Origin of the sequence: Pseudomonas sp. FP1762 (assembly GCF_030687105.1) — a bacterium.
Taxonomy (GTDB): domain Bacteria; phylum Pseudomonadota; class Gammaproteobacteria; order Pseudomonadales; family Pseudomonadaceae; genus Aquipseudomonas; species Aquipseudomonas siliginis.
In genome coordinates this window covers 2,263,967-2,283,283 of the sequence record NZ_CP117458.1, presented here as the reverse complement: position 1 = coordinate 2,283,283, position 19,317 = coordinate 2,263,967, and the positions used below count along the sequence as shown (strand labels likewise).

Genomic DNA, 19,317 nt, shown 5'->3' with positions numbered 1-19,317 from the left:
CCGAAGCCATGGCGATCAAACAACTGATAAAAAGCACCAGTGGCTGGCTCTATCTCAACTCGCCGGTGGGCCGTCAGCAGTTGCAGGGCGCGGGGGTGATTCTGATGCTGCACCGCGTGCTGTCGAATGACCGCGCCGCCGACCTGCCGCACCGCAATGAACTGTGCGTCGGACCGAAAGCGTTCGAGCATTTGCTGGTGTGGCTGCGCAAGCATTTCGACTGCGTGCCGCTGATGGAAATTCTCCAGCCCAACGCCCTGCGCAGCGAGCGCCCACGGGTGGCGCTGACCTTTGACGATGGCTGGCGTGACAACGCCGTCAACGCCTTCCCGTTGCTGCAGAAACACCAGGTGCCGGCGAGCATTTTTCTCTCCACCGATTTCATCGGCAGCCGCCAGCGTTTCTGGTGGGAAAGCCTTGGCGAAACCCTATGGGGCAGCCATGGCGATAAAGCACGCATGCACCTGATCGAATGCCTGCATGCGCGCAAACATCCGCTGCCGGTGCTGCTTGATGACATCGATGTCGAGCGCCGCAGCCTGGCGCTGCTGCATTACCTGCAAGGGCTGAAAAGCCTGGCCCCGCAGGAGCTGGAAGAACTCACCGACGAATGCCCGAAGGACTCGCTGCCACAGGCACTGGACTGGCATCAGGTGCGGGCAATGGAAGCCTCCGGTCTGGTGCGGTTCGGCCCGCACGGCGCCAGCCACGCAATCCTCACCGGTCTCGATGATGCGCGCCTGAGCGAAGAAATCCGCCGCAGCCGCGACGCATTGAACAACGGCTGCAACCGACCTCTACCGGTCTATTGCTACCCCAACGGCGACAACGATGATCGCGTTCGCCAGCAGGTCGCGGACCACGATTACCCGTTTGCGCTGGGCACCGGCACCGGGATCTATCGCGGCGACGGCGATCCGCTGAACCTGCCGCGTTTCGGCGTCAGCCAGCGCACCGCGCGCCATCCGCAATTGCTGTCGTGGCGGATCTACCGGGGAGCGCGGCCATGAGCCGAGGCAACTACCTCAAGCACCTCGCGTTGAGCATGGGCACCAAGCTGGCGATGATCGCCTTGCGTTTGCTGCGCAACGTCCTGCTCGCGCGGATTCTCGGCCCCAGCGAACGCGGCCTGTTCGCCCTGCTCAGCACCCTGCCTGACCTGATCAGCGCGGCCACCAGCGGCGGTTTGAATTCGGCGGTCGGTTATCAGGCGGCCAAGCAGCGGCCGATGGGTTTGCTGCTCAGCCAGGTGCTGGTGTTCGGTTGTTTGCTGGCCGGTTTGCTGACTTTGCTGGTGGTGGCGCTGGTGCGCGAATTCGGCACGCAACTGGACGTGACCACGCAACTGGGCCTGCTCGCCTGGCTGTTGCTGCTGGCGGTGCCGTTGACCGTGTTGAAAAGCGGCCTGCTGACCCTGCACAACGCCTCGGGTGGCGTGGTCGCGTTCAACGTCTTGCGCCTGATCGAATCGCTGGCGCCGCTGTTGCTGTTCGTCGCACTGTTCTGGATGTGGCAGAGCGCGGCGTTGGAGGCAGCGCTGATCAGTTGGCTGGCCGGTATCAGTCTGGTGGTGCTCGCCGGTTGGGTCTGGCTGAAGCGGGCGCAGCCATTGCAGCTGCAATGGGATCGCGCCAGCCAGAAGGAGCTGCTGCGCTACAGCGCGCGCAGCCATCCCGATCTGCTGTTCCAGCAAGTGATTTTGCGCTCCGATTACCTGTTTATCGGCGCCCTGCTCGGTAGCACCGCGCTGGGCCATTACGCCATGGCCAGCGCTGCTGCCGAATTGCTGTTGATCGTCCCCGAAGCCGTGACCACACCGCTGATGAAACGCCTGCTGCAACAGGATGAAGGCATGGACAAGGTCACTCCGCTGGCGCTGCGCCTGACCGCGACGGTGATGCTCGGCGCCTGTTTGAGCATGGCCGTGATCGGCGAGTGGTTGATCGTCACCCTGTTTGGCGCTGCCTACCAACCGGCGTACCCGGCGCTGCTGGCGTTGCTGCCGGGGCTGTTGGGTCTGTGCTACGCGAGCATTCTGCGCCTGGACTTGCTGGGCAAGAATCGCCCCGGCTCGGTGTCGTTGTTGATGGGCCTGGGCGCGCTGCTCAATCTGGCGCTGAACCTGGTGCTGATTCCGGCCTACGGCATCGTCGGCGCCGCCGCCGCATCATCGATCGCCTATCTGGCGGTGACCGTGGCCATGCTCGTGCTGTATTGCCGTTTGAGCGCTGTGCCGTTCTGGCAAACCCTGATCATCCTGCCCCGCGACGTGCTGCCGATGTGGTCGATGCTGCAGAGGAAGCCCGCATGAAAGGCTGGTACCTGCTGTTCGGTCTCGGCCTGTCGCTGGACGCTTTGGCGGCGTCGATGCGCTGGGGCGAAATTCGTGACGGCAGTCTGTTTCTGCAAACCGATCAGCCTGACAGCGTGACCGTGCGCTGGACCCCGGCGTGGCAAGCGGATGCCAACGAAGAGCAACTGTACCTGCTCGACGGTCGCGGCAAATTGCTCGGCGAACGCTTGATCAAGGCCAGCGAAACCCGTGGCAGCCAGACCTGGCCGCTGCTGCCCGGCGCGGCGAGTTATCGACTGGAAATTCCCGGCTACAGCTTCCGCCACTACCGCATCGAACACGATGAACGCACCGTTGCCCTGTTTGCCCCGGCCAAAGTGCACTTCAGTGCCGAAAGCAAAAATGGCGACGTGCTGTATTTCAAAGTCGCGGCCGGTGAGCATGCAGTGCTCGCCGGCAAGTTTCACGGCGGCGTCACCGCGCTACAGGCGCAGCGGATCGGCGACCACCAGGCGCTGACTCTCGCACTAAAGCCCTATCGCGCCTATTGGCAGTTCGATCAGGTCGCGTTGCCAGTCAGCCCCCGCGAGCAGGTCTGGCGCCTGCAACTGCAGGGCAGCGGCAAAGCGGCGTTCTGGCTTGATGGCACGACTAATCTGTTTGCGCAGAATCCGCAGCAACTGCAACCGCTGCGCGAAGACGTCGGAGATGTCCGGCTGGTGCTGCATGACAAAGTCCTCGGGCGCACGCCGGATCTCGGTATTGCCCTGCCCTACGTGATGCCGCCCGCAGCCAGCCACGCGCTGCTCGATGCGCTGAAACCGACGGCAGCGAGCTATTACAGTTTCGTCGACGTCACGGCGCAGAACCCGCAATTCGAAGACGCGTTCCGCCGGGTCTATCAGCAGCGCTTCGGCATTCGCAACGACATCACCCTGCTGGCCGGAAGTCAGCGCCAGGCCGATCTGCGCGCCGACGTGCAGAGCAACAGCGGCCTCGACGCCTGGCTGGCGAGCACCCGCGCGCTGGGCGGCAATGGCACGCATTACATCGGCTTTGCCGACGAACCCAATCTCAACTATTCCAGCTACGGGCAATATCAGGCGATTTTCACCAGCATGGCCCGTCAGGTGCGCAGCGACCCGGCGAATGCCCGCGCCGGTGTGCGCATCGCCATGCCGGCCAGTTCGCGACTGGTCAACGGCCCGTTCGCCGATAACGCAGCGGACAAGCGCGGAATCGATTGGGCACGGCGCCTGCTCAGCGAGTCAGCCGATCAGGTCGATGCACTGGCCTGGCATGAATGGATGATTCGCGATCTACTCGCCACCCGCGTCTACCGCGACAGCGTGCGCCGTGCCGCCGAACTGGTCGGCCGCGACGCCAATGGTCAGCCGCGCAAGGCCTTGCTGCTCGATCAGACCAACCTGTCCAGCGGCTCCAGCCTCAGCCCCTACGATCAGGAAACCCACTACACCTCGCTGTGGTGGGCCTCAGTGGTGATCAATGCCTCGCAGGACGGTTTGCTGAGCATGCTCAACTGGTTTCAGGCCGCTGACGAACCGCATTACCCCAAAGGCATGTTGCGCGTGTTGGGCGACGATCGCTTCGAGCTGAAACCGGTCGGCCTGGCCCAGCAATTCATCGCCCGCCACTGGCTGCACCAGGTGCTGCAACTGGACAACGATGCCTTTGAGGTGGATGTGCTGGCGATGGCCGGCGACGAGCAGCGCACGTTGCTCGGAGTGAACAAAGGTACGCGCCTGCAACGCGTCGATCTGAGCGGCGCCCGATGCCCGCTCAACCATGGCGCCCTGCGTTACTTCGGCGCCGACAATCGCAGCCGCGACGCACCGTTTGCCTGCGACAACGGGCGCGTGCGTTTCGAACTGCCGGGACAAACCCTGTTTGCCCTGAGCTGGAGCGCTTCATGAGCCGCCCTTCGATGCTCTGCCGCGTGGGCTTGATGCCGCGCATGGCACCCTCATCAGGAGAAGAGACCATGGATGTTTTGCAAAAACTCAGCGGACATATTCGTCGTAAAGGCCTGCGAGCGACCTTGGGCAAGATCCGCAAACTGTACATTTTTTCCCATCAGCAACTGCTGTGGATGGAGCGCGACCTGGTCAGCCCGGTGCCGCCGCACAAGCTCAAACCCTATCCGCCGCTGCGCGTGGTCAGGATCACCGCGGACAACGCCAGCGCTTTCGCGCGTTACTTTGGCGACCGTGTCGGCACGATGGCCGAGCTGGCCAAAGAGGGCCACACCGGGCACATGCATGTCGACGAGCAAGGCGATGCCGTGGCGTTTATCTGGGGCACGCCGCGCAGTTATTTCGATCGGCACTACTACGGCTGCCGATTCCCGGTGAAGCCCGGCGAGTTCTTCGAGTTCGGCGGCGAACTGGCCCGGGCCTACTGGGGGACAGAGCTGTCGGTGGACCTGCAATTGCGCCTGTGGGAAGCCATGGCCGCCCAGGGCTGCCGAAAAGTGGTCGATGTCTGTGAGTCGACCAACATCCCGGCACTCAAGCTGCATCTGCGCATGAGCTATACCGAACAACAGCGGATCATGAATATCTACACGCTGTTCGGCCGCTGGCGCTTCTATCGCGAAACCCGCTACAGCGGTTCGCGCCTGGCGGCGCTGGGTAAAACTTCCCGTCCACCTGTCAACGCAACGGCGGCCTGAACCTATGGTGATGCGATTCGAATGGCGCACGTCCCTGTGCGCCGCCGACTTCCCGGCAACCGCGTATGAAACGCTGCGCCTGGGCGTGACCGACCATACGCCGTTCAACAATCTCGGCTGGTTATGTGCGGCGGAACAGGCTCTGGGTGAGGATCAGCGCCTGCACATTCTGCTCGGTTGGGAAGCCGCAGAACTACGCCTGTGCCTGCCGCTGGTAGCCAGCCGCGAGCGCTTCGCCGGCGTGCCGTTTCGGGTCTTGCATCACTTGGGTTATCCGCTGGCTGATCGTCTGGCCCTGCTGTCGTTGCTCGGCGGCGCGGACATGCACGAGGCGCTGCTGTTGATTCGCCAGCGCCTGCCCCATGCGCTGCTGCAACTCAATGAGTTGTCGGAGCCTGCGGGTGAAGAAAGTGCCGTCACCGCATGGATGGCGCGCAGTTCTACGGCCGAGCGACGCCTGAGCTGCCGGGTGCCAGTGCATCTGATCAGCGAAGCCGACCATCAGGAAGTCTCCGGCGACCCGCGCTACAAACTGCGCCGGGCACGCAAACGGATTGCCGCGTGCGGTGCGCAGATCCGCCGGATTACCCCGGATGCGCTGAGCATGGCTGCCTTGTTGCAGACCATCAGCGAAGTCGAGGCGGTGAGCTGGAAAGGCGATGAAGGCGTCGGGATTTTCGCCACACCGCGCAGTCGCCAATGGATCGAACGCGCCTTCACCGCCCTCGCCGGCCAAGGCATGGTACGCGTGGTGATGCTCGAGCTGAACGGCCGCTGCATCAGCTATCGCCTCGGCCTGCTCGAACAGGGCCGGCTCTACGATTACAACCTCGCCTTCCTGCCGCAGTACGCCGATCTCGGCAGTGGCCGGGTGTTGCTGGAGGAATGGATTCGCTGGGGCCTGGACGAGCACTGGCGCTGGATCGATGCCTCGCGGGTCAGCCTGGAAAACTCCAGCCATCAACTGCACGAACGCATGACCGGGCAATTGGAACACTGGCGCTGGAGTTTCTATTCGTGGCGCCCAAGTGGGCTGGCATTGGGTCTGGCGCTGCGCATCTGGTATCGCTGCAAGCCCGCCGTGCAGCAGTGGCGCACCAGGCGCGCCAACAAAAAATCTGCAGCACTGGTGCAACCTGTCGCAATCACTCCGGAGGGCGGCCATGCCTCGCCAAGTCATAGTCAACGCTGATGACTTCGGTCTCAGCGCCAACGAAAACGCAGTGATCTTCGCTGCCTTCCAGGCCGGCCTGATCAGCTCGGCCACGGCCATGGCCAACATGCCGGCGTTTGAAGCCGCCTGCACCATGGCCCGCCATCCGACGCTGCAAGGTCGGATCGGTCTGCACTTCAACCTGACCTACGGGCGCCCGCTGAGCCAGGCGATCCTGGGGCGGCGGACCTTTTGCGATGGCAACGGCGTGTTCGACCTCAACCTGCCCCGCCACAGCCTGTGGCTGAGTCGCGCAGACCGTGACGCGGTGCGCGCCGAGTTACAGGCGCAGTGGCAACGCTGCGTCGATCACGGCATGCGCCCGAGCCATATCGACTCGCACCAGCACGTACACAACATCTGGCCGATCGGCGAAGTCGTCGCGAAGTTTGCCGCCGAGCAAGGCGTACCGATTCGGCTGGCGCGCAACCTCGGGCACAACCTCACGTTGCCCAAGCGCCTATTCAAGGGTTTGCTCAATGGCCGTTTGCAGAGTCTGGCGCGGGTCACCGCCGATTACGTCTGCACGCCGGTGGACCTGCGCAATGCCAGCGTCCCCAGCGACGGCGTGCTGGAAATCGTCGCCCACCCGACCCGCCTCGGCGTCGATTTCGGTGATGCCTATCTCGACTCCGGCGAGTCTTTGAGCGAGGTAATCGAACAGGGTTTGAGAGGCGTCGCGCGAGTCTCGTATGCCGACCTCAATCGAGAGGAAACGCAGGGCGCTACGGCGCTCGAATGAATCACCGCTGTAACGACACTCACCACAACATCCGGGCCAAGACCCTGGAGGGCATCATGAGCATCATCACCAAAGTGCAAGATCGCATCAGACAGAAAGGCCTGGGCCGCACCGTCGGCACGTTGTGGAAACGCTACGTGTTCTTCCACTGGGAACTGCTGTGGATGGAGCGCGACCTGGTCAGCCCGGTGCCGCCACACAAACTGCGCCCGTATGAAGGCCTGCGCAAAGTCGACATCACCCCGGAGAACGCCGTGGCGTTCAGCAAACACTTCGGCGACCGAGTCGGCACCATGGCCGAACTGGCTGCCGAGGGCCACACCGGGCACATGTACCTCGACGCCGATGGCCACGCCGTGGGCTTTATCTGGGGCAGCATTCGCGACTACCACGACCGCCACTATTACGGCTGCACCTTCCCGGTCAAACCCGGCGAGTTCTTCGAATTCGGCGGCGAAATGATCCGCGCCTACTTCGGCAGCAGCCTGTCGGTGGACGTGCAGGTTGCACTGTGGCAAGCGATGGCGGCGCAGGGTTGCACCAAGGTGGTCGACGTTTGCGAAACCCACAACATCCCGGCGCTTAAACTGCATATCCGCATGGGTTATCAGGAACAGGGCCGGGTGACCCACGTTTACTGCCTGTTCGGCCGCTGGAAATTCTTCCGCGAAACCCGCTATGAAGGCTCACGCCTGGATCCGCTGCGCAAACCGGGCCGGCCGGTGGTAAGTGCCGCGGCCCAGGCTTGATCCGGCCTTGTGAAATGTGGCGGTCGCAAGGCCGCCATCGCGAGCAGGCTCGCTCTCACACTGGAATGCGTTTCCCTGTGGGAGCGAGCCTGCTCGCGAAGAGGCCAGCCGTCGCAAAAAAGGTTCTCAGGCCTTGCTTGCCACCAGGCTAAAGCACATCGGCAGCTGCGCCTGCTGGTTCAGGTAGCAGTCATACACCTCTTCCCGGTTCGAATGCGCATATTCCTTAAAATCCACAATGCTCAGCCCCGCTCCAATGGCGCCGCTGAAGATCCCGCCCAGCGTATGCACGAACCAGTACGACTTTGCCGCCGGCTGCTCGACTTTACCTACGTAAACGATCGGTTCTTGCTGCACAAACGGCTCGGCACGAAAATACGAGCTGGCGAGGCGGAAAGGATCTTCAGCCTGCGGATCAACCATTTCCAGAAACGGATGGGTTTCGTAGATCACCAGCTTGCCGCCGGGCTTCAGCACCTGCGCGACATGGCGGAAGAATTCGCCGATGTCAGGCATCCAGTTGAGTACCCCGATGGTGATCAGGGCGACGTCGAAGCGGTTATGCAGCGATGCGGGCAGATGGTGGATGTCGCTCTCGACGAATTCGGCATTGTGCGGCGAGCGGCTGTTGAGCTCGCGGGCCTGCTCAAGAAACGCGGCCGATTGATCGACGCCGACGACACTGCGCGCACCCAGCGCAAACAGCGACAGGCTCTCCCGACCGTTATTGCAGCCCAGTTGAATCACGTCTTTGCCGTCGACGTCCAGCAAACCACGCAAGGTGTCGTCAAGGCAGCAAAACTCCCCCTGCGCAACATCGCTGAGCAATGCCTGCCAGTCCGGTGAATCCTGATGATGACGGGCGGAATCGTTCCACGCCTGTCGATTGCTTTCGATGGCGGTTTTGGGGTTGGGCACTTCCATGGCGCTACTCCGGGTGAGGCTCGTGATTGAGCGGCGTGAGTGTAGAACAGACGCGGGGTGGCGGTTGTTCCAATGTTGTAATCACACTGCGCAGTCCTCTTCAGCGAGTCCTACAGAAAAAGGAAGGAACTCGGGAAACCCCAACCGTTTTCCTACATCTTCCGTCGGTTGGCCGTCGGAAGCGCTCAGTCTAGGATTTGTCGAACTACAAGTACTCATGGAGCTCGACCAAGATGCAGTTCATCCAGACAACGACGACAGCAATCCCTGTACCGAATAGACTGCCAGGCATTGATCCCGGAGGCACTATGGACGGCAAAATCTTTCCCGACGATTCAGGGTTTGAAAACAACGAGCAGGCTGCCAGTCATGATCGCTGGTTGCGAGCCAAGGTGCAGGCGTCCAGAGATGATCCCCATCCGAGTCTCCCCCATGAGGACGTGATGGCGGACATGCATGCCTTGATCGAATCCATGCGAAAAAAGGTCGATGCAGATTGAGTGGCGGCCCGAAGCCAAGGCCGATCTTTCGAACATCCTCAGATACATTGGCGAGAGAAACTTTGCAGCCGCAGTGAGTCTCTCTAAATCCATCGAAGAATCCACAACCTCACTCTCCGTTCATCCCCATCTCTACCGTAAAGGTCGATCTCCCGGCACCCGGGAAATCGTTGTCCATCCTAACTACGTAGTGATTTATGAGGTGACGGATCGAATCGAGATACTTAGCGTTTTGCATACCCGACAGGAATATCCATAAAGACATCGCAGGAAACGGTGTGACCTTCGCCCGATCGATAACACGCCGTTTGTTTGCCCAGCAGGCACCACTATCAAAGATTCACATGACTCTGGTTAAGCCGCTCACGCAAAAACTCCACCAGCGCCTGCACAGGCCGCGAAGCCTGGCGATGCTGCGGATAAACTGCCGACAGGGTCAGCGGCTCCGGGCGTAAATCATCCAGCACCGGTACCAGCCGCCCGTCCTTCAGCGCCGCACCGACGATGAAGGTCGGCAGATAAGTAATGCCCATCCCCTGCACCGCGGCGTCTCGCAGCAGTTCGCCATTGTTGACGCGCATGCGGCCGGCGACGTTGATCAGCAGCGGTTTGCCCGGCGCTTCGTTGAAACGCCATTGCACCGAGCGCCCGTGGCCGTAAGGCAGGCAGTCGTGGCTGTGCAGGTCTTCGGGTTTGAGTGGTGTGCCGCGTTCGGCGAGGTAGGCCGGGCTGGCGCAGTAGACCCGTTCGATGCTGGCGATACGTCGGGCGATCAATGTCGAGTCCTCCAGCACGCCGATGCGCAGGGCCAGGTCGTAGCCTTCGCCGAGCAGGTCGACCGGACGATCGCTCAGATCCACTTCGACGGTGACTTCGCGATAACGCTGCAGGAATAGCGGTAGCAGACAACCCAGATGCGCCACGGCAAACGACAACGGCGCGCTGAGGCGAATCGTGCCGCGCGGCTCGGCGGTTTCGCCGGCGATGCCCTGCTCGACCTGTTCCACCTCACCCAACAAGCGCAACGCCGATTCGTAATAGCTCTGCCCCAGCGGGGTGACGTCGAGCCGGCGGGTCGAGCGATTCAACAAGCGCACACCGAGGCGCTCTTCCAGTTGCATCAAACGGCGGCTGACGAACTGCTTGGACAGCCCCAACTGATCGGCCGCGGCGGTGAAGCTGCCGGAGTCCATGACCTGGCAAAAAATACGCATGTCTTCGAACGGGTTCATTGTCACTCTCTGGTGGACAGTTAAACGCTTTATAGCCGCTTTTTCGCTTTTCAGCAGCCCATTAATCTGTGCTCACGGTTTGAAAACAACCCTGAACACAAAGAGCTGCCGAAGGCAGCCATCTGATCGTTGGGACGCGGAGCGTCCCCGGCTGCATTCCCACGCAGAGCGTGGGAACGATCAGATCGCAGCCTTCGGCAGCTCCTACATCACACATTCAAAAATGGAATTGAACATGAGCATCAAGAAAACCCTAGCCGCATCCCTCCTCGCCCTGTCCGTCAGCAGCGCTTTCGCCGCTGGCAGTCCTGGCGTCGAACACAACACCCAGGCGTTCCTCGATGCCCTCGCCGCTGGCGGTGGTCGTCCGCTGGAGCAACTGAGCCCGAAGGACGCCCGTGCAGTGCTGACTGGTGCCCAAGCTTCGGTAAAGGTTGATCTGTCCGGCGTGGAAGTCAGCGACAAGGCGATCAAGGTCGACGGCCAGACCATCAACCTGAAAGTGGTGCGCCCGGCCAAGGTCAAAGGCGAGTTGCCGGTGTTCATGTTCTTCCACGGTGGCGGCTGGGTGCTGGGTGACTTCCCGACGCACCAGCGCCTGATCCGTGATCTGGTGGTCGGCTCTGGCGCTGTTGCGGTGTATGTCGATTACACGCCATCGCCGGAAGCGCAGTACCCGACCGCGATCAATCAGGCGTACGCCGCGACGAAATGGGTGGCCGAGCACGGCAAGGACATCGGTGTCGACGGCAAGCGTCTGGCGGTGGCCGGCAACAGCGTCGGCGGCAACATGGCGGCAGTCGTCGCCTTGATGGCCAAGGAACAGAAAGCACCGGCCCTGCGCTTCCAGCTGTTGATGTGGCCGGTGACCAATGCGCAGTTCGACGACGGGTCGTACCAGCAATTTGCCGAGGGCCACTTCCTCACCAAGGGCATGATGCAGTGGTTCTGGGACAACTACACCACCAACCCGGCCGAGCGTGCGCAGATCCATGCCTCGCCGCTCAACGCCAGCGCCGAACAGCTCAAGGGCCTGCCCGCTGCGCTGGTGCAGACCGCCGAGTTCGACGTGCTGCGTGATGAAGGTGAAGGCTATGCGCGACACCTGGATGCGGCCGGCGTGCCGGTGACCTCGGTGCGTTACAACGGGATGATTCATGACTTCGGCCTGCTCAATCCGCTGAGCCAGATTCCGGAAGTCAAAGCGGCGGTGCGTCAGGCGGCGGCCGAGCTGAAGACTCATCTGAATCCATAAAAGCAAAAGATCGCAGCCTGCGGCAGCGCCTACCCTGGAATACGATTCCCTGTAGGAGCCGCCGCAGGCTGCGATCTTTTTTCTCACCAGCGTCGCGGAGTACCGGTCATGACTCTTTTCTACGCCCACCTGCTGTCCTGGAGCGCTGTGCTGTTGCTGCTCGACGCCGCGCTCTGGCATTTCTCGCCCTTCAGCCATCGCGCGCCGCGAGTCGGCGTGCGTCTGGCACTGTTTCTGGCATTCAGCGCGCTGGTGATCAACGCCGGTGTCAGCCCCTTGCAGGCGCCGCTGTTCGCTGATGATCGCGTGGCACAACTGGGGGCAACGGCGCTGGGGATTCTCTGGTGGTTGTACGCAGCACGGGTGCTGACCGAAGTGATCGGCCTGGCGCTGATGCGCCGCATCGGTCACAGCGGTCGCTTGCTGCAGGACGTCATCGGTGCGCTGGTGTTTCTGGTCGCGATTGTCGCGGCGGCCGGTTACGTGCTGGAACTGCCGGTCAAAGGTCTGCTGGCCACTTCCGGGGTGGTCGCCATCGTGGTCGGTCTGGCGCTGCAAAGCACCCTCGCCGATGTGTTTTCCGGCATCGTCCTCAACACCACCAAGCCGTATCAGGTGGACGATCTGGTGATGATCGACGGCGTCGAAGGCAAGGTCTTCGATATCGACTGGCGCGCCACGCACCTGCTGACCAGCGCCGGCACCATGGCCGTAGTACCGAACTCGGTGGCGGCCAAGGCGAAGATCGTCAACCTCAGCCGGCCGAGCAACATGCACGGTGTCTCGATCAGTATCAAAGTGCCGAACCACATTCGCCCGCGTCGGGTATTGGATGCCCTTGATCGCACCTTGCAGGGCAGCAGTTCGCTGTTGCTCAGCCCGGCGCCGAAAGCCGTACTCAAAGAAGCCGGCGAAACCATGTCGGAATACGTTGCCAGCGGTTTCATCGCTGAGCTGGGCAAGAAGAGCGAAGTGCGGAATCAACTGTTCGACCTCGCCCATCGCCATCTCGAAGCCGCAGGTATTTCGCGCCATCCCGACGGCGTGATCGAACCGTCGAGCCGCGCCCGTGCGTTGCTGGATGAGGTGAAGATTTTCCGCTCGCTGAGCAGTGAAGAGCGCGATCGCCTGGCTGAGTCGATGGTCGCGCAGCAGTACACGGCCGGTCAGGTGGTGCTGGATCTGGACGAGGTGCCGGACAGTCTGTTCGTGATCGCCACGGGCGTGGTCAGCGCGACGGTGCCGGACGGCAATGGCCAGACCGAGGCCGGGCGCATGGGGCCGAGCGAAGTCATGGGTGAGCAGAGCATTCTTGCCGATACACCGTCGCAGGCGACGTTCACGGCGCTGACGTCGAGCATCATCTATCGTCTCGACAAACAGTTGACCCGTGAGTGCATGGACAAGCGCAGCGAAGTCGGCCGGGCCTTGAACAAGTTGCAGGCGGTGCGTCAGCAGAACAGTCGCCTCGCGTTGATGGCCAAACCGGTGGCGGTGAAGAAAGGTGGTTTTTTGGGGTGGTTGCAGAAGCGCTAACAGCAAAAGATCGCAGCCTTGAGCGGCTCCTACGGGAAAATGCATTCCCATGTAGGAGCTGCCGAAGGCTGCGATCTTTTGATTTTCTTACTTGGCAGTGAACTTGGTATAGCTGTTGATCAGGTTGCGATAGTTAGGCAGACGCTCGGACAGTAGATGCGCCAGGCCTTCCATGTCGTTGCGCCAGTCGCCTTGCAGCTCGCAAGCCACAGCGAACCAGTTCATCAGGTGTGCACCGGCGGCCGACATCCGCGCCCACGCCGCTTGTTGCACAGTGGTGTTGAAAGTACCCGACGAGTCGGTGACGACGAACACTTCGAAGCCTTCAGCAATCGCCGACAGGGTCGGGAAAGCTACGCAAACGTCGGTCACTACACCGGCGATGATCAGTTGCTTGCGGCCGGTGGCCTTGATCGCCTTGACGAACTCTTCGTTGTCCCAGGCGTTGATCTGGCCTGGACGCTGAATGAACGGCGCGTCAGGGAATTGCTCGAGCAGTTCCGGCACGATCGGGCCGTTTGGACCGGCGTCGAAGCTGGTGGTCAGAATGGTCGGCAGCTTGAAGAACTTGGCGATGTCGCCCAGTGCCAGCACGTTGTTCTTGAACTCGTTCGGCGAGAAATCCTGCACCAGCGAGATCAGACCGGTCTGGTGATCGACCAGCAGGACGACGGCATCATCTTTGTTCAGACGCTTGTAAGGAACGCTCATGGCAAAACTCCTGGATGGATGGTTGTTGCGGGAAGCGCCGGCCCTGATGACCGGCGCTTTTTTCAAACTCAGAACGCGAAGCAGGAACAGCCGAACGCGCCCCAGAAACCGGCGAAATCGCTGACCGGCGCATTCGACATCCGCGCTTTTTCATGGCTGTGGGTGTGCACGGCGCACGGCCCGCTGCACTGGTGCACCTGCGCCTGCAACGGCGAGTTCGGGCGCCAGTGGCCCGGGACTTTGACTACCGGCGACCAGTCCGGCAGCACCGGAATCGAACGCGGGCCGAGGTCTTCGAAGTCGAAGGCGGCGTAGACGATCTTGCCGCCGACCACGGTCATCACCGACTCGATCCACTTGATCGCTTCTTCCTCAACGCTGAAGAAGTCCGCGCTCAGTGCCGCGAGGTCTGCCAGTTGGCCGACGCGGATCTGGCCCTTCTTGCCCTGCTCCGAAGAGAACCAGGCGCTGCCGTGGGTGAACAGTTCCAGCGCGGTGCTGCGTGGCAAGCCTTCTTCGTAAAGCGCCAGACCGCCAACGGTACGGCCGCTGACCATCCAGTACAGCGAGGTCCACGGGTTATAACTGGACACACGGGTGGCGTCGGTGCCAGCGCCGACCGGCACGCCTTCAGCGAGCATGCGCTTGATCGGTGGCGTGGCTTCGGCCGCTTGTTTGCCATAGCGATCGACAAAGTATTCGCCCTGGAACGCCATGCGATCCTGAATCGCGATACCGCCGCCTAGCGCCTTCACGCGCTCGATGTTTTGCGGGGTGATGGTTTCAGCGTGGTCGAAGAACCACGGCAGACCGTTGAACGGAATGTCGCGATTGACCTTCTCGAACACATCGAGCATACGGCTGATCGATTCGTTGTACGTGGCGTGCAGACGGAACGGCCAGCGCTGCTCAACGAGGTGGCGTACCACCGGCTCGAGTTCCTGTTCCATGGTCTGCGGCAGGTCCGGACGCGGTTCGAGGAAATCCTCGAAGTCGGCGGCGGAGAACACCAGCATTTCGCCAGCACCGTTGTGGCGCAGGTAGTCGTCGCCCTGATGCAACTTGACGCTGCCGGTCCAGTTCTGGAAATCGGTCAGCTCTTCTTTCGGCTTCTGGGTGAACAGGTTGTAAGCGATGCGTACGGTCAACTGGTCGTCTTTGGCCAGTTGCTCGATCACTTGGTAATCGTCCGGGTAATTCTGGAAACCACCCCCGGCGTCGATTGCACTGGTCAGGCCCAGGCGATTGAGCTCGCGCATGAACTGACGGGTCGAGTTGACCTGATATTCCAGCGGCAGCTTCGGTCCCTTGGCCAGTGTCGAGTAGAGGATCATCGCGTTCGGCCGCGCGACCAGCATGCCGGTCGGGTTGCCGTTGCTGTCGCGGACGATTTCGCCACCCGGCGGGTTTGGCGTGTCGCGGGTGTAGCCGGCCACGCGCAGGGCAGCGCGGTTGAGCAGCGCACGGTCGTAGAGGTGCAGGATGAACACCGGGGTGTCCGGCGCGGCCTGGTTGATTTCTTCCAGGGTCGGCATGCGTTTTTCGGCGAACTGGAATTCGTTCCAGCCACCGACCACGCGCACCCACTGCGGGGTGGGCGTGCGATCGGCCTGATCCTTGAGCATGCGCAGCGCGTCGGCGAGCGATGGCACGCCTTCCCAGCGCAGTTCGAGGTTGTAGTTCAGACCGCCGCGAATCAGGTGCAAGTGCGAGTCGTTGAGGCCAGGGATGACGCAGCGGCCCTTCATGTCGACCACTTGTGTGGCGCTGCCCTTGAGGGCCATTGCCTCGGCATCGTTACCGACGGCGACGAAGCGGCCATCCTTGATCGCCACCGCACTGGCCAGTGGTTTTTCCCGGTCTACGGTATGAAATTGGCCATTGAATAAAATCAGATCGGCGCTCATCGCAGTTCCTCAAGCGAAAGTGAAAAAAAGCAAACCCCGCTCAACGCGGCGAGGTTTCTTGGGAATCGAGGTGTTCGTGGGCCTGACTGGCTTCCAGCCACGGGGTAAACAAACGGGTGACCGGCGGCATCACCACGTAGACCACCGAGAGGACGATGGTCAGGGTGATCAGGAACGTGGCGACCACGTAGTTGGACAGAAGCGGATGCAGCGCCAGCAGCGGGCCCCAGATCAGCGGCACCAGCAGGGTGTGCGGCAGAATCACCAACAGTGTGACGACAGCCTGCTTCCAGCGCGGCGGCGGCGAGCCGGCTTCGGCCAGCGGTGTGAACCAGAACTCGTTGACTGGGGCGACTTCGGTCTGATCGCCGTCGGCCAGCATCGGCGCAGCTTCGGCGACCAGCGCCTGACGCTCGGAGGATTCCAGCCAGCCCTGCATCGCTTCGGTGGAGCTGAAGCGCAGCACGCAGGTGTAGAAGTCCAGACGCCCGCGCTTGCCGCGCACCACGTCCACACCCAAATGCCCTTCGCGCTGCCCGGCGACGCGCACGATGTTGCGCAGCCATGCTTCATAGGCCGACTCGAAACCGGCCTTGACCGAGTGTTTGATGATCAACGTGACGGTCTCATCGGCCCCCGGTGCTTGTGAATTGAGGACTTCAGGCATAACGCAGCACTCCGGGCAAACGAACAGGAATCGCCAGCCGTCCCGGCCCGGCGATCAAGACGGTGGTGAAAAGAATCAACAGCAACCAGCCAAACTGCCCTTCAGCCACACTCCATTGCGGATGCACGACCAGCAACGCCACGAGCAGTACAAAGAGAATAGGCAAACAAGCCAATCGCGCCAGCACACCGGCGACGATCAGCAACGGGCAGAGGACTTCGGCGAAAATCGCCAGGATCAGGGTCAGGTGGGCGCCGAGGTGGAACGGGTCTTCGATCAGTTGCAGCTGCGCGGTGAAGCCCAGCAATTTGGGCAAGCCGTGCACCCACAGCAGAAATAATCCACCGCTGACCCGCAGGAACAGCAACCCGATGTCGCGCGCCTGTTCATCCCTCGTAGCAATCATGACCCGACCCTTTGAATGTCATTGACGGGAATCATGCCAAGGCCGGCGCGGGAGAAATTGGATGGGTGTGCTTAGTTGCTTTTCAGGTCTTTGATGTTCTGCCGCCAGCCACAAAACAATGTGGGAGCGAGCTTGCTCGCGAAGGTGTCAGGTCAGCCACATCCACATTGACTGACACACCGCTTTCGCGAGCAGGCTCGCTCCCACAGGTTTTTGTGGTGACCAACAATGTTCATTCCACCCCGTATCCCTGTGGGAGCTGGCTTGCCAGCGATTGGTCGGCACATCCACCACCTTCTTTGACGGACCCACCGCAATCGCTGGCAAGCCAGCTCCCACAAGTCTATGTGCCGAATCACAAAGCTCGGTCAGCCCCGAATTTCTCTGTGGGAGCGAGCCTGCTCGCGAAGGCGTCAGGTCAGTCACATCCACACTAACTGACACACCGCTTTCGCGAGCAGGCTCGCTGCCACAGGAGAACTGCTTGTGTAATCGAGGGCGGTTAAAGCGCCGGAATATCCAGCGGCGCCGCCATGAACTGGCTAATGCGCGAGCGCAGCCATTTCTCTGCCGGGTCGTTGTCGTGCACCCCGCTCCAGGCCATGGACAATTGCGCGGCATCGATCGGGAATGGCGGATCTTCGGCACGCAGGGCGCAGCCTTCGACCAAGGCACAGGCGGCGTAGTCCGGGACCGTCGCGATCATCTCGGTACCGGCGAGCAAGGCGCGCAAGCCGCTGAACTGTGGTACGCCGAGAACGACTCGGCGGCAACGGCCGATCTTGGCCAGATCCAGATCGATATTGCCGCTCAGGTCACCGGAGAACGACACCATCGCGTGCGGACGCTCGCAATATTCGTCCAGGGTCAACGGCCCCGGACGGTCGTCGCCGCGCAGCACTTTGCAGGGAATATCACGCAGCTTCTTGCGCTTGGCGTTGGCAGGCAGATCCGTGGTGTAGCTGACGCCCACGGAAATTTCTCCAGAGGCCAACAACGCCGGCATCAACAGATAGTTGGCGCGGCGCACCACCACGACGATCCCCGGCGCCTCCTGCTGAAGCTGGCGCAACAGCGGTGGAAACAGACCGAACTCGGCGTCGTCCGACAGACCGATGCGAAATACGTCGCAACTGCTGGCCGGTTCGAACTCCTTGGCGCGGCTGACTGCGCCGGAAATCACGTCCATTGCCGGTTGCAATTCCTTGAGGATCGCCAGCGCCCGCGCTGTCGGCTCCATGCCGCGACCGTTGCGCAGCAGCAACGGATCGTCGAACAGATCACGCAAGCGCCCCAGCGCAGCACTGACCGCCGGCTGGCCCATGAACAGTTTTTCCGCCACACGGGTCAGATTCTTTTCGAACATCAGCGCTTCGAAAATCACCAGCAGGTTCATGTCGACGCGGCGCAGATCGTTACGGTTCATGGGTGTGGTTTCCTTATCGGTGTCAGACGCTTTTTGCCACAGGCGTTGGGCACTTTACTCGATCAATGGCACTTTCGCCGCGCGTTTGTAGGGGCCGTACTCCACCGGCACCCATTGGAAATGTTTGCCCTCGGCGGTGATGTGGCCGATGCCCGGGAACGGCAGATGCGCTGCCGTCACCCAGGTCTTGCTCGCTGCCGCAGCACTGAACACTGCCTGACGACTGCTGATCGCCTGCTGACTGTTGACGTCGAAACCGATCGACACTTCCGGGTGCAAAAACTGCACCGCGAGGTTGTGCACCAGATCGCCCATGAACACGATGCTCTGTTGCTGCGAGGTGAAGCGGTACGTGGTGCTGCCCGGCGTGTGGCCGGCTTCCAGGGTTGCTTCGACCAGCCCGGGCAGCGGTGATTGCCCGGCGGCAAACGTCTTGAAGCGACCGGCGGCAACATAAGGCGCCGTAGAGTCCCGGGCTATCTTGAAAAACTCTTTGGCACCCGCCGGGGCCTTGGCCAGCGCTGCCGGATCGAGCCAGTAGTCGGCCTCGGCTTTGGCTGCAAACACGGTGGCGTTGGCGAACACCGGTTTCTTTTCGGCGTCGACCAGACCGCAGACGTGATCGAGGTGCAGGTGCGTCAGCAGAATCGTGTCGACCTGTTCAGGCTTGTAACCGGCGGCCTGCATGTTGGCCGAGAGTTGGCCTGCGGTGGCGCCGATGCACTGCCCTGCGCCCGTGTCGACCAAAATCAGTTGTTTGCCAGTGTTGACCAGAAAGGCATTGAACGCCGTCTGCACGCCAGGGGTTTCAATCGAACGGCGCGCAAGCAGCGCGCGAATCTGACTCTGGCTCATGCCCTGCAACAACTTCGGCGACAAATCGTTGTAACCGTCGAACAACGCGGTGACTTCGTAATCGCCGACAGCCAGCCGGAAATAACCCGGCGCCTGAGTGCCAACCTGCGGTGCCTGCGCCATGGCGCCGGACATTGCCAGCACGACCGCCAGCGTCGTTGCCGCTTTCACCAAGCTTTTCATTGCATTCCCCTTTGAACCTGGCCAAC

General features: G+C 61.7%; 19 protein-coding genes. 11 read left to right on the top strand and 8 right to left on the bottom strand.

The window, feature by feature from the left end; genetic code table 11:
- Positions 1-8: 8 nt before the first annotated feature.
- The 7 genes from PSH90_RS10055 to PSH90_RS10025 all read left to right on the top strand — a co-directional run bounded on the left by PSH90_RS10055 (position 9) and on the right by PSH90_RS10025 (position 7,689).
- A complete protein-coding gene (locus PSH90_RS10055; RefSeq protein ID WP_041478593.1) occupies positions 9-1,010 on the top strand; it encodes a polysaccharide deacetylase family protein in 1,002 nt (333 codons plus the stop codon).
- The gene (locus PSH90_RS10050) at positions 1,007-2,311 is read left to right on the top strand and encodes an oligosaccharide flippase family protein (RefSeq protein ID WP_130899478.1); all 1,305 of its coding nucleotides are present in this window, start codon (positions 1,007-1,009) and stop codon (positions 2,309-2,311) included. The genes PSH90_RS10055 and PSH90_RS10050 overlap by 4 nt, the downstream gene beginning before the upstream one ends.
- A complete protein-coding gene (locus tag PSH90_RS10045; RefSeq protein ID WP_305382626.1) occupies positions 2,308-4,227 on the top strand; it encodes a hypothetical protein in 1,920 nt (639 codons plus the stop codon). Before PSH90_RS10050 ends, PSH90_RS10045 begins: the two co-directional genes overlap by 4 nt.
- Positions 4,228-4,295: 68 nt before the next feature.
- A complete protein-coding gene (locus tag PSH90_RS10040; RefSeq protein WP_305382625.1) occupies positions 4,296-4,985 on the top strand; it encodes an N-acetyltransferase in 690 nt (229 codons plus the stop codon).
- A gap of 4 nt (positions 4,986-4,989) precedes the next feature.
- Positions 4,990-6,177 carry a GNAT family N-acetyltransferase gene (locus PSH90_RS10035; RefSeq protein WP_095179527.1) on the top strand — a complete coding sequence of 396 codons (1,188 nt, stop codon included), beginning with the start codon at positions 4,990-4,992 and terminating at the stop codon, positions 6,175-6,177.
- A complete protein-coding gene (locus PSH90_RS10030; RefSeq protein ID WP_041478588.1) occupies positions 6,149-6,940 on the top strand; it encodes a carbohydrate deacetylase in 792 nt (263 codons plus the stop codon). The genes PSH90_RS10035 and PSH90_RS10030 overlap by 29 nt, the downstream gene beginning before the upstream one ends.
- A gap of 56 nt (positions 6,941-6,996) precedes the next feature.
- Positions 6,997-7,689 (top strand): GNAT family N-acetyltransferase, encoded by a 693-nt coding sequence (locus PSH90_RS10025; protein ID WP_041478587.1) that lies wholly within the window; start codon positions 6,997-6,999, stop codon positions 7,687-7,689.
- A 126-nt stretch (positions 7,690-7,815) separates the two neighbouring features.
- Here PSH90_RS10025 and PSH90_RS10020 read toward each other — a convergent pair whose 3' ends face one another.
- Entirely contained in the window at positions 7,816-8,613 is a 798-nt protein-coding gene (locus PSH90_RS10020) for a class I SAM-dependent methyltransferase (RefSeq protein WP_305382624.1), read from the bottom strand.
- A gap of 308 nt (positions 8,614-8,921) precedes the next feature.
- Here PSH90_RS10020 and PSH90_RS10015 point away from each other — a divergent pair, with 308 nt between their 5' ends.
- Both PSH90_RS10015 and PSH90_RS10010 read left to right on the top strand, forming a co-directional pair.
- A complete protein-coding gene (locus PSH90_RS10015; RefSeq protein WP_305382623.1) occupies positions 8,922-9,113 on the top strand; it encodes an antitoxin in 192 nt (63 codons plus the stop codon).
- Positions 9,103-9,372 (top strand): type II toxin-antitoxin system mRNA interferase toxin, RelE/StbE family, encoded by a 270-nt coding sequence (locus tag PSH90_RS10010; protein ID WP_082228561.1) that lies wholly within the window; start codon positions 9,103-9,105, stop codon positions 9,370-9,372. Before PSH90_RS10015 ends, PSH90_RS10010 begins: the two co-directional genes overlap by 11 nt.
- Before the next feature lie 73 nt (positions 9,373-9,445).
- On the opposite strand, the gene PSH90_RS10005 is transcribed toward PSH90_RS10010, so the two are convergent.
- Positions 9,446-10,345, bottom strand: coding sequence for a LysR family transcriptional regulator (locus PSH90_RS10005; RefSeq protein ID WP_041478583.1), 900 nt, complete (start codon positions 10,343-10,345; stop codon positions 9,446-9,448).
- Positions 10,346-10,580: 235 nt separating this feature from the next.
- On the opposite strand from PSH90_RS10005, the gene PSH90_RS10000 reads away from it, so the two are divergent.
- Positions 10,581-11,600 (top strand): alpha/beta hydrolase, encoded by a 1,020-nt coding sequence (locus tag PSH90_RS10000; protein WP_150741528.1) that lies wholly within the window; start codon positions 10,581-10,583, stop codon positions 11,598-11,600.
- Positions 11,601-11,708: 108 nt separating this feature from the next.
- A complete protein-coding gene (locus PSH90_RS09995; protein ID WP_073474277.1) occupies positions 11,709-13,136 on the top strand; it encodes a mechanosensitive ion channel family protein in 1,428 nt (475 codons plus the stop codon).
- 87 nt (positions 13,137-13,223) lie between these two features.
- On the opposite strand, the gene ycaC is transcribed toward PSH90_RS09995, so the two are convergent.
- The 6 genes from ycaC to PSH90_RS09965 form a co-directional block, all read right to left on the bottom strand.
- Positions 13,224-13,847, bottom strand: coding sequence for an isochorismate family cysteine hydrolase YcaC (ycaC, locus tag PSH90_RS09990; RefSeq protein ID WP_056784494.1), 624 nt, complete (start codon positions 13,845-13,847; stop codon positions 13,224-13,226).
- Between the two features lie 68 nt (positions 13,848-13,915).
- Positions 13,916-15,754 carry an amidohydrolase gene (locus tag PSH90_RS09985; RefSeq protein ID WP_056784491.1) on the bottom strand — a complete coding sequence of 613 codons (1,839 nt, stop codon included), beginning with the start codon at positions 15,752-15,754 and terminating at the stop codon, positions 13,916-13,918.
- Positions 15,755-15,794: 40 nt separating this feature from the next.
- Positions 15,795-16,421 (bottom strand): antibiotic biosynthesis monooxygenase, encoded by a 627-nt coding sequence (locus PSH90_RS09980; protein ID WP_041478579.1) that lies wholly within the window; start codon positions 16,419-16,421, stop codon positions 15,795-15,797.
- The gene (locus tag PSH90_RS09975) at positions 16,414-16,827 is read right to left on the bottom strand and encodes a DoxX family protein (RefSeq protein WP_150741527.1); all 414 of its coding nucleotides are present in this window, start codon (positions 16,825-16,827) and stop codon (positions 16,414-16,416) included. The genes PSH90_RS09980 and PSH90_RS09975 overlap by 8 nt, the downstream gene beginning before the upstream one ends.
- A 502-nt stretch (positions 16,828-17,329) precedes the next feature.
- The gene (locus PSH90_RS09970) at positions 17,330-18,253 is read right to left on the bottom strand and encodes a LysR family transcriptional regulator (protein WP_039762138.1); all 924 of its coding nucleotides are present in this window, start codon (positions 18,251-18,253) and stop codon (positions 17,330-17,332) included.
- A gap of 54 nt (positions 18,254-18,307) precedes the next feature.
- Positions 18,308-19,291 (bottom strand): MBL fold metallo-hydrolase, encoded by a 984-nt coding sequence (locus PSH90_RS09965; protein WP_041478578.1) that lies wholly within the window; start codon positions 19,289-19,291, stop codon positions 18,308-18,310.
- Positions 19,292-19,317: the final 26 nt, after the last annotated feature.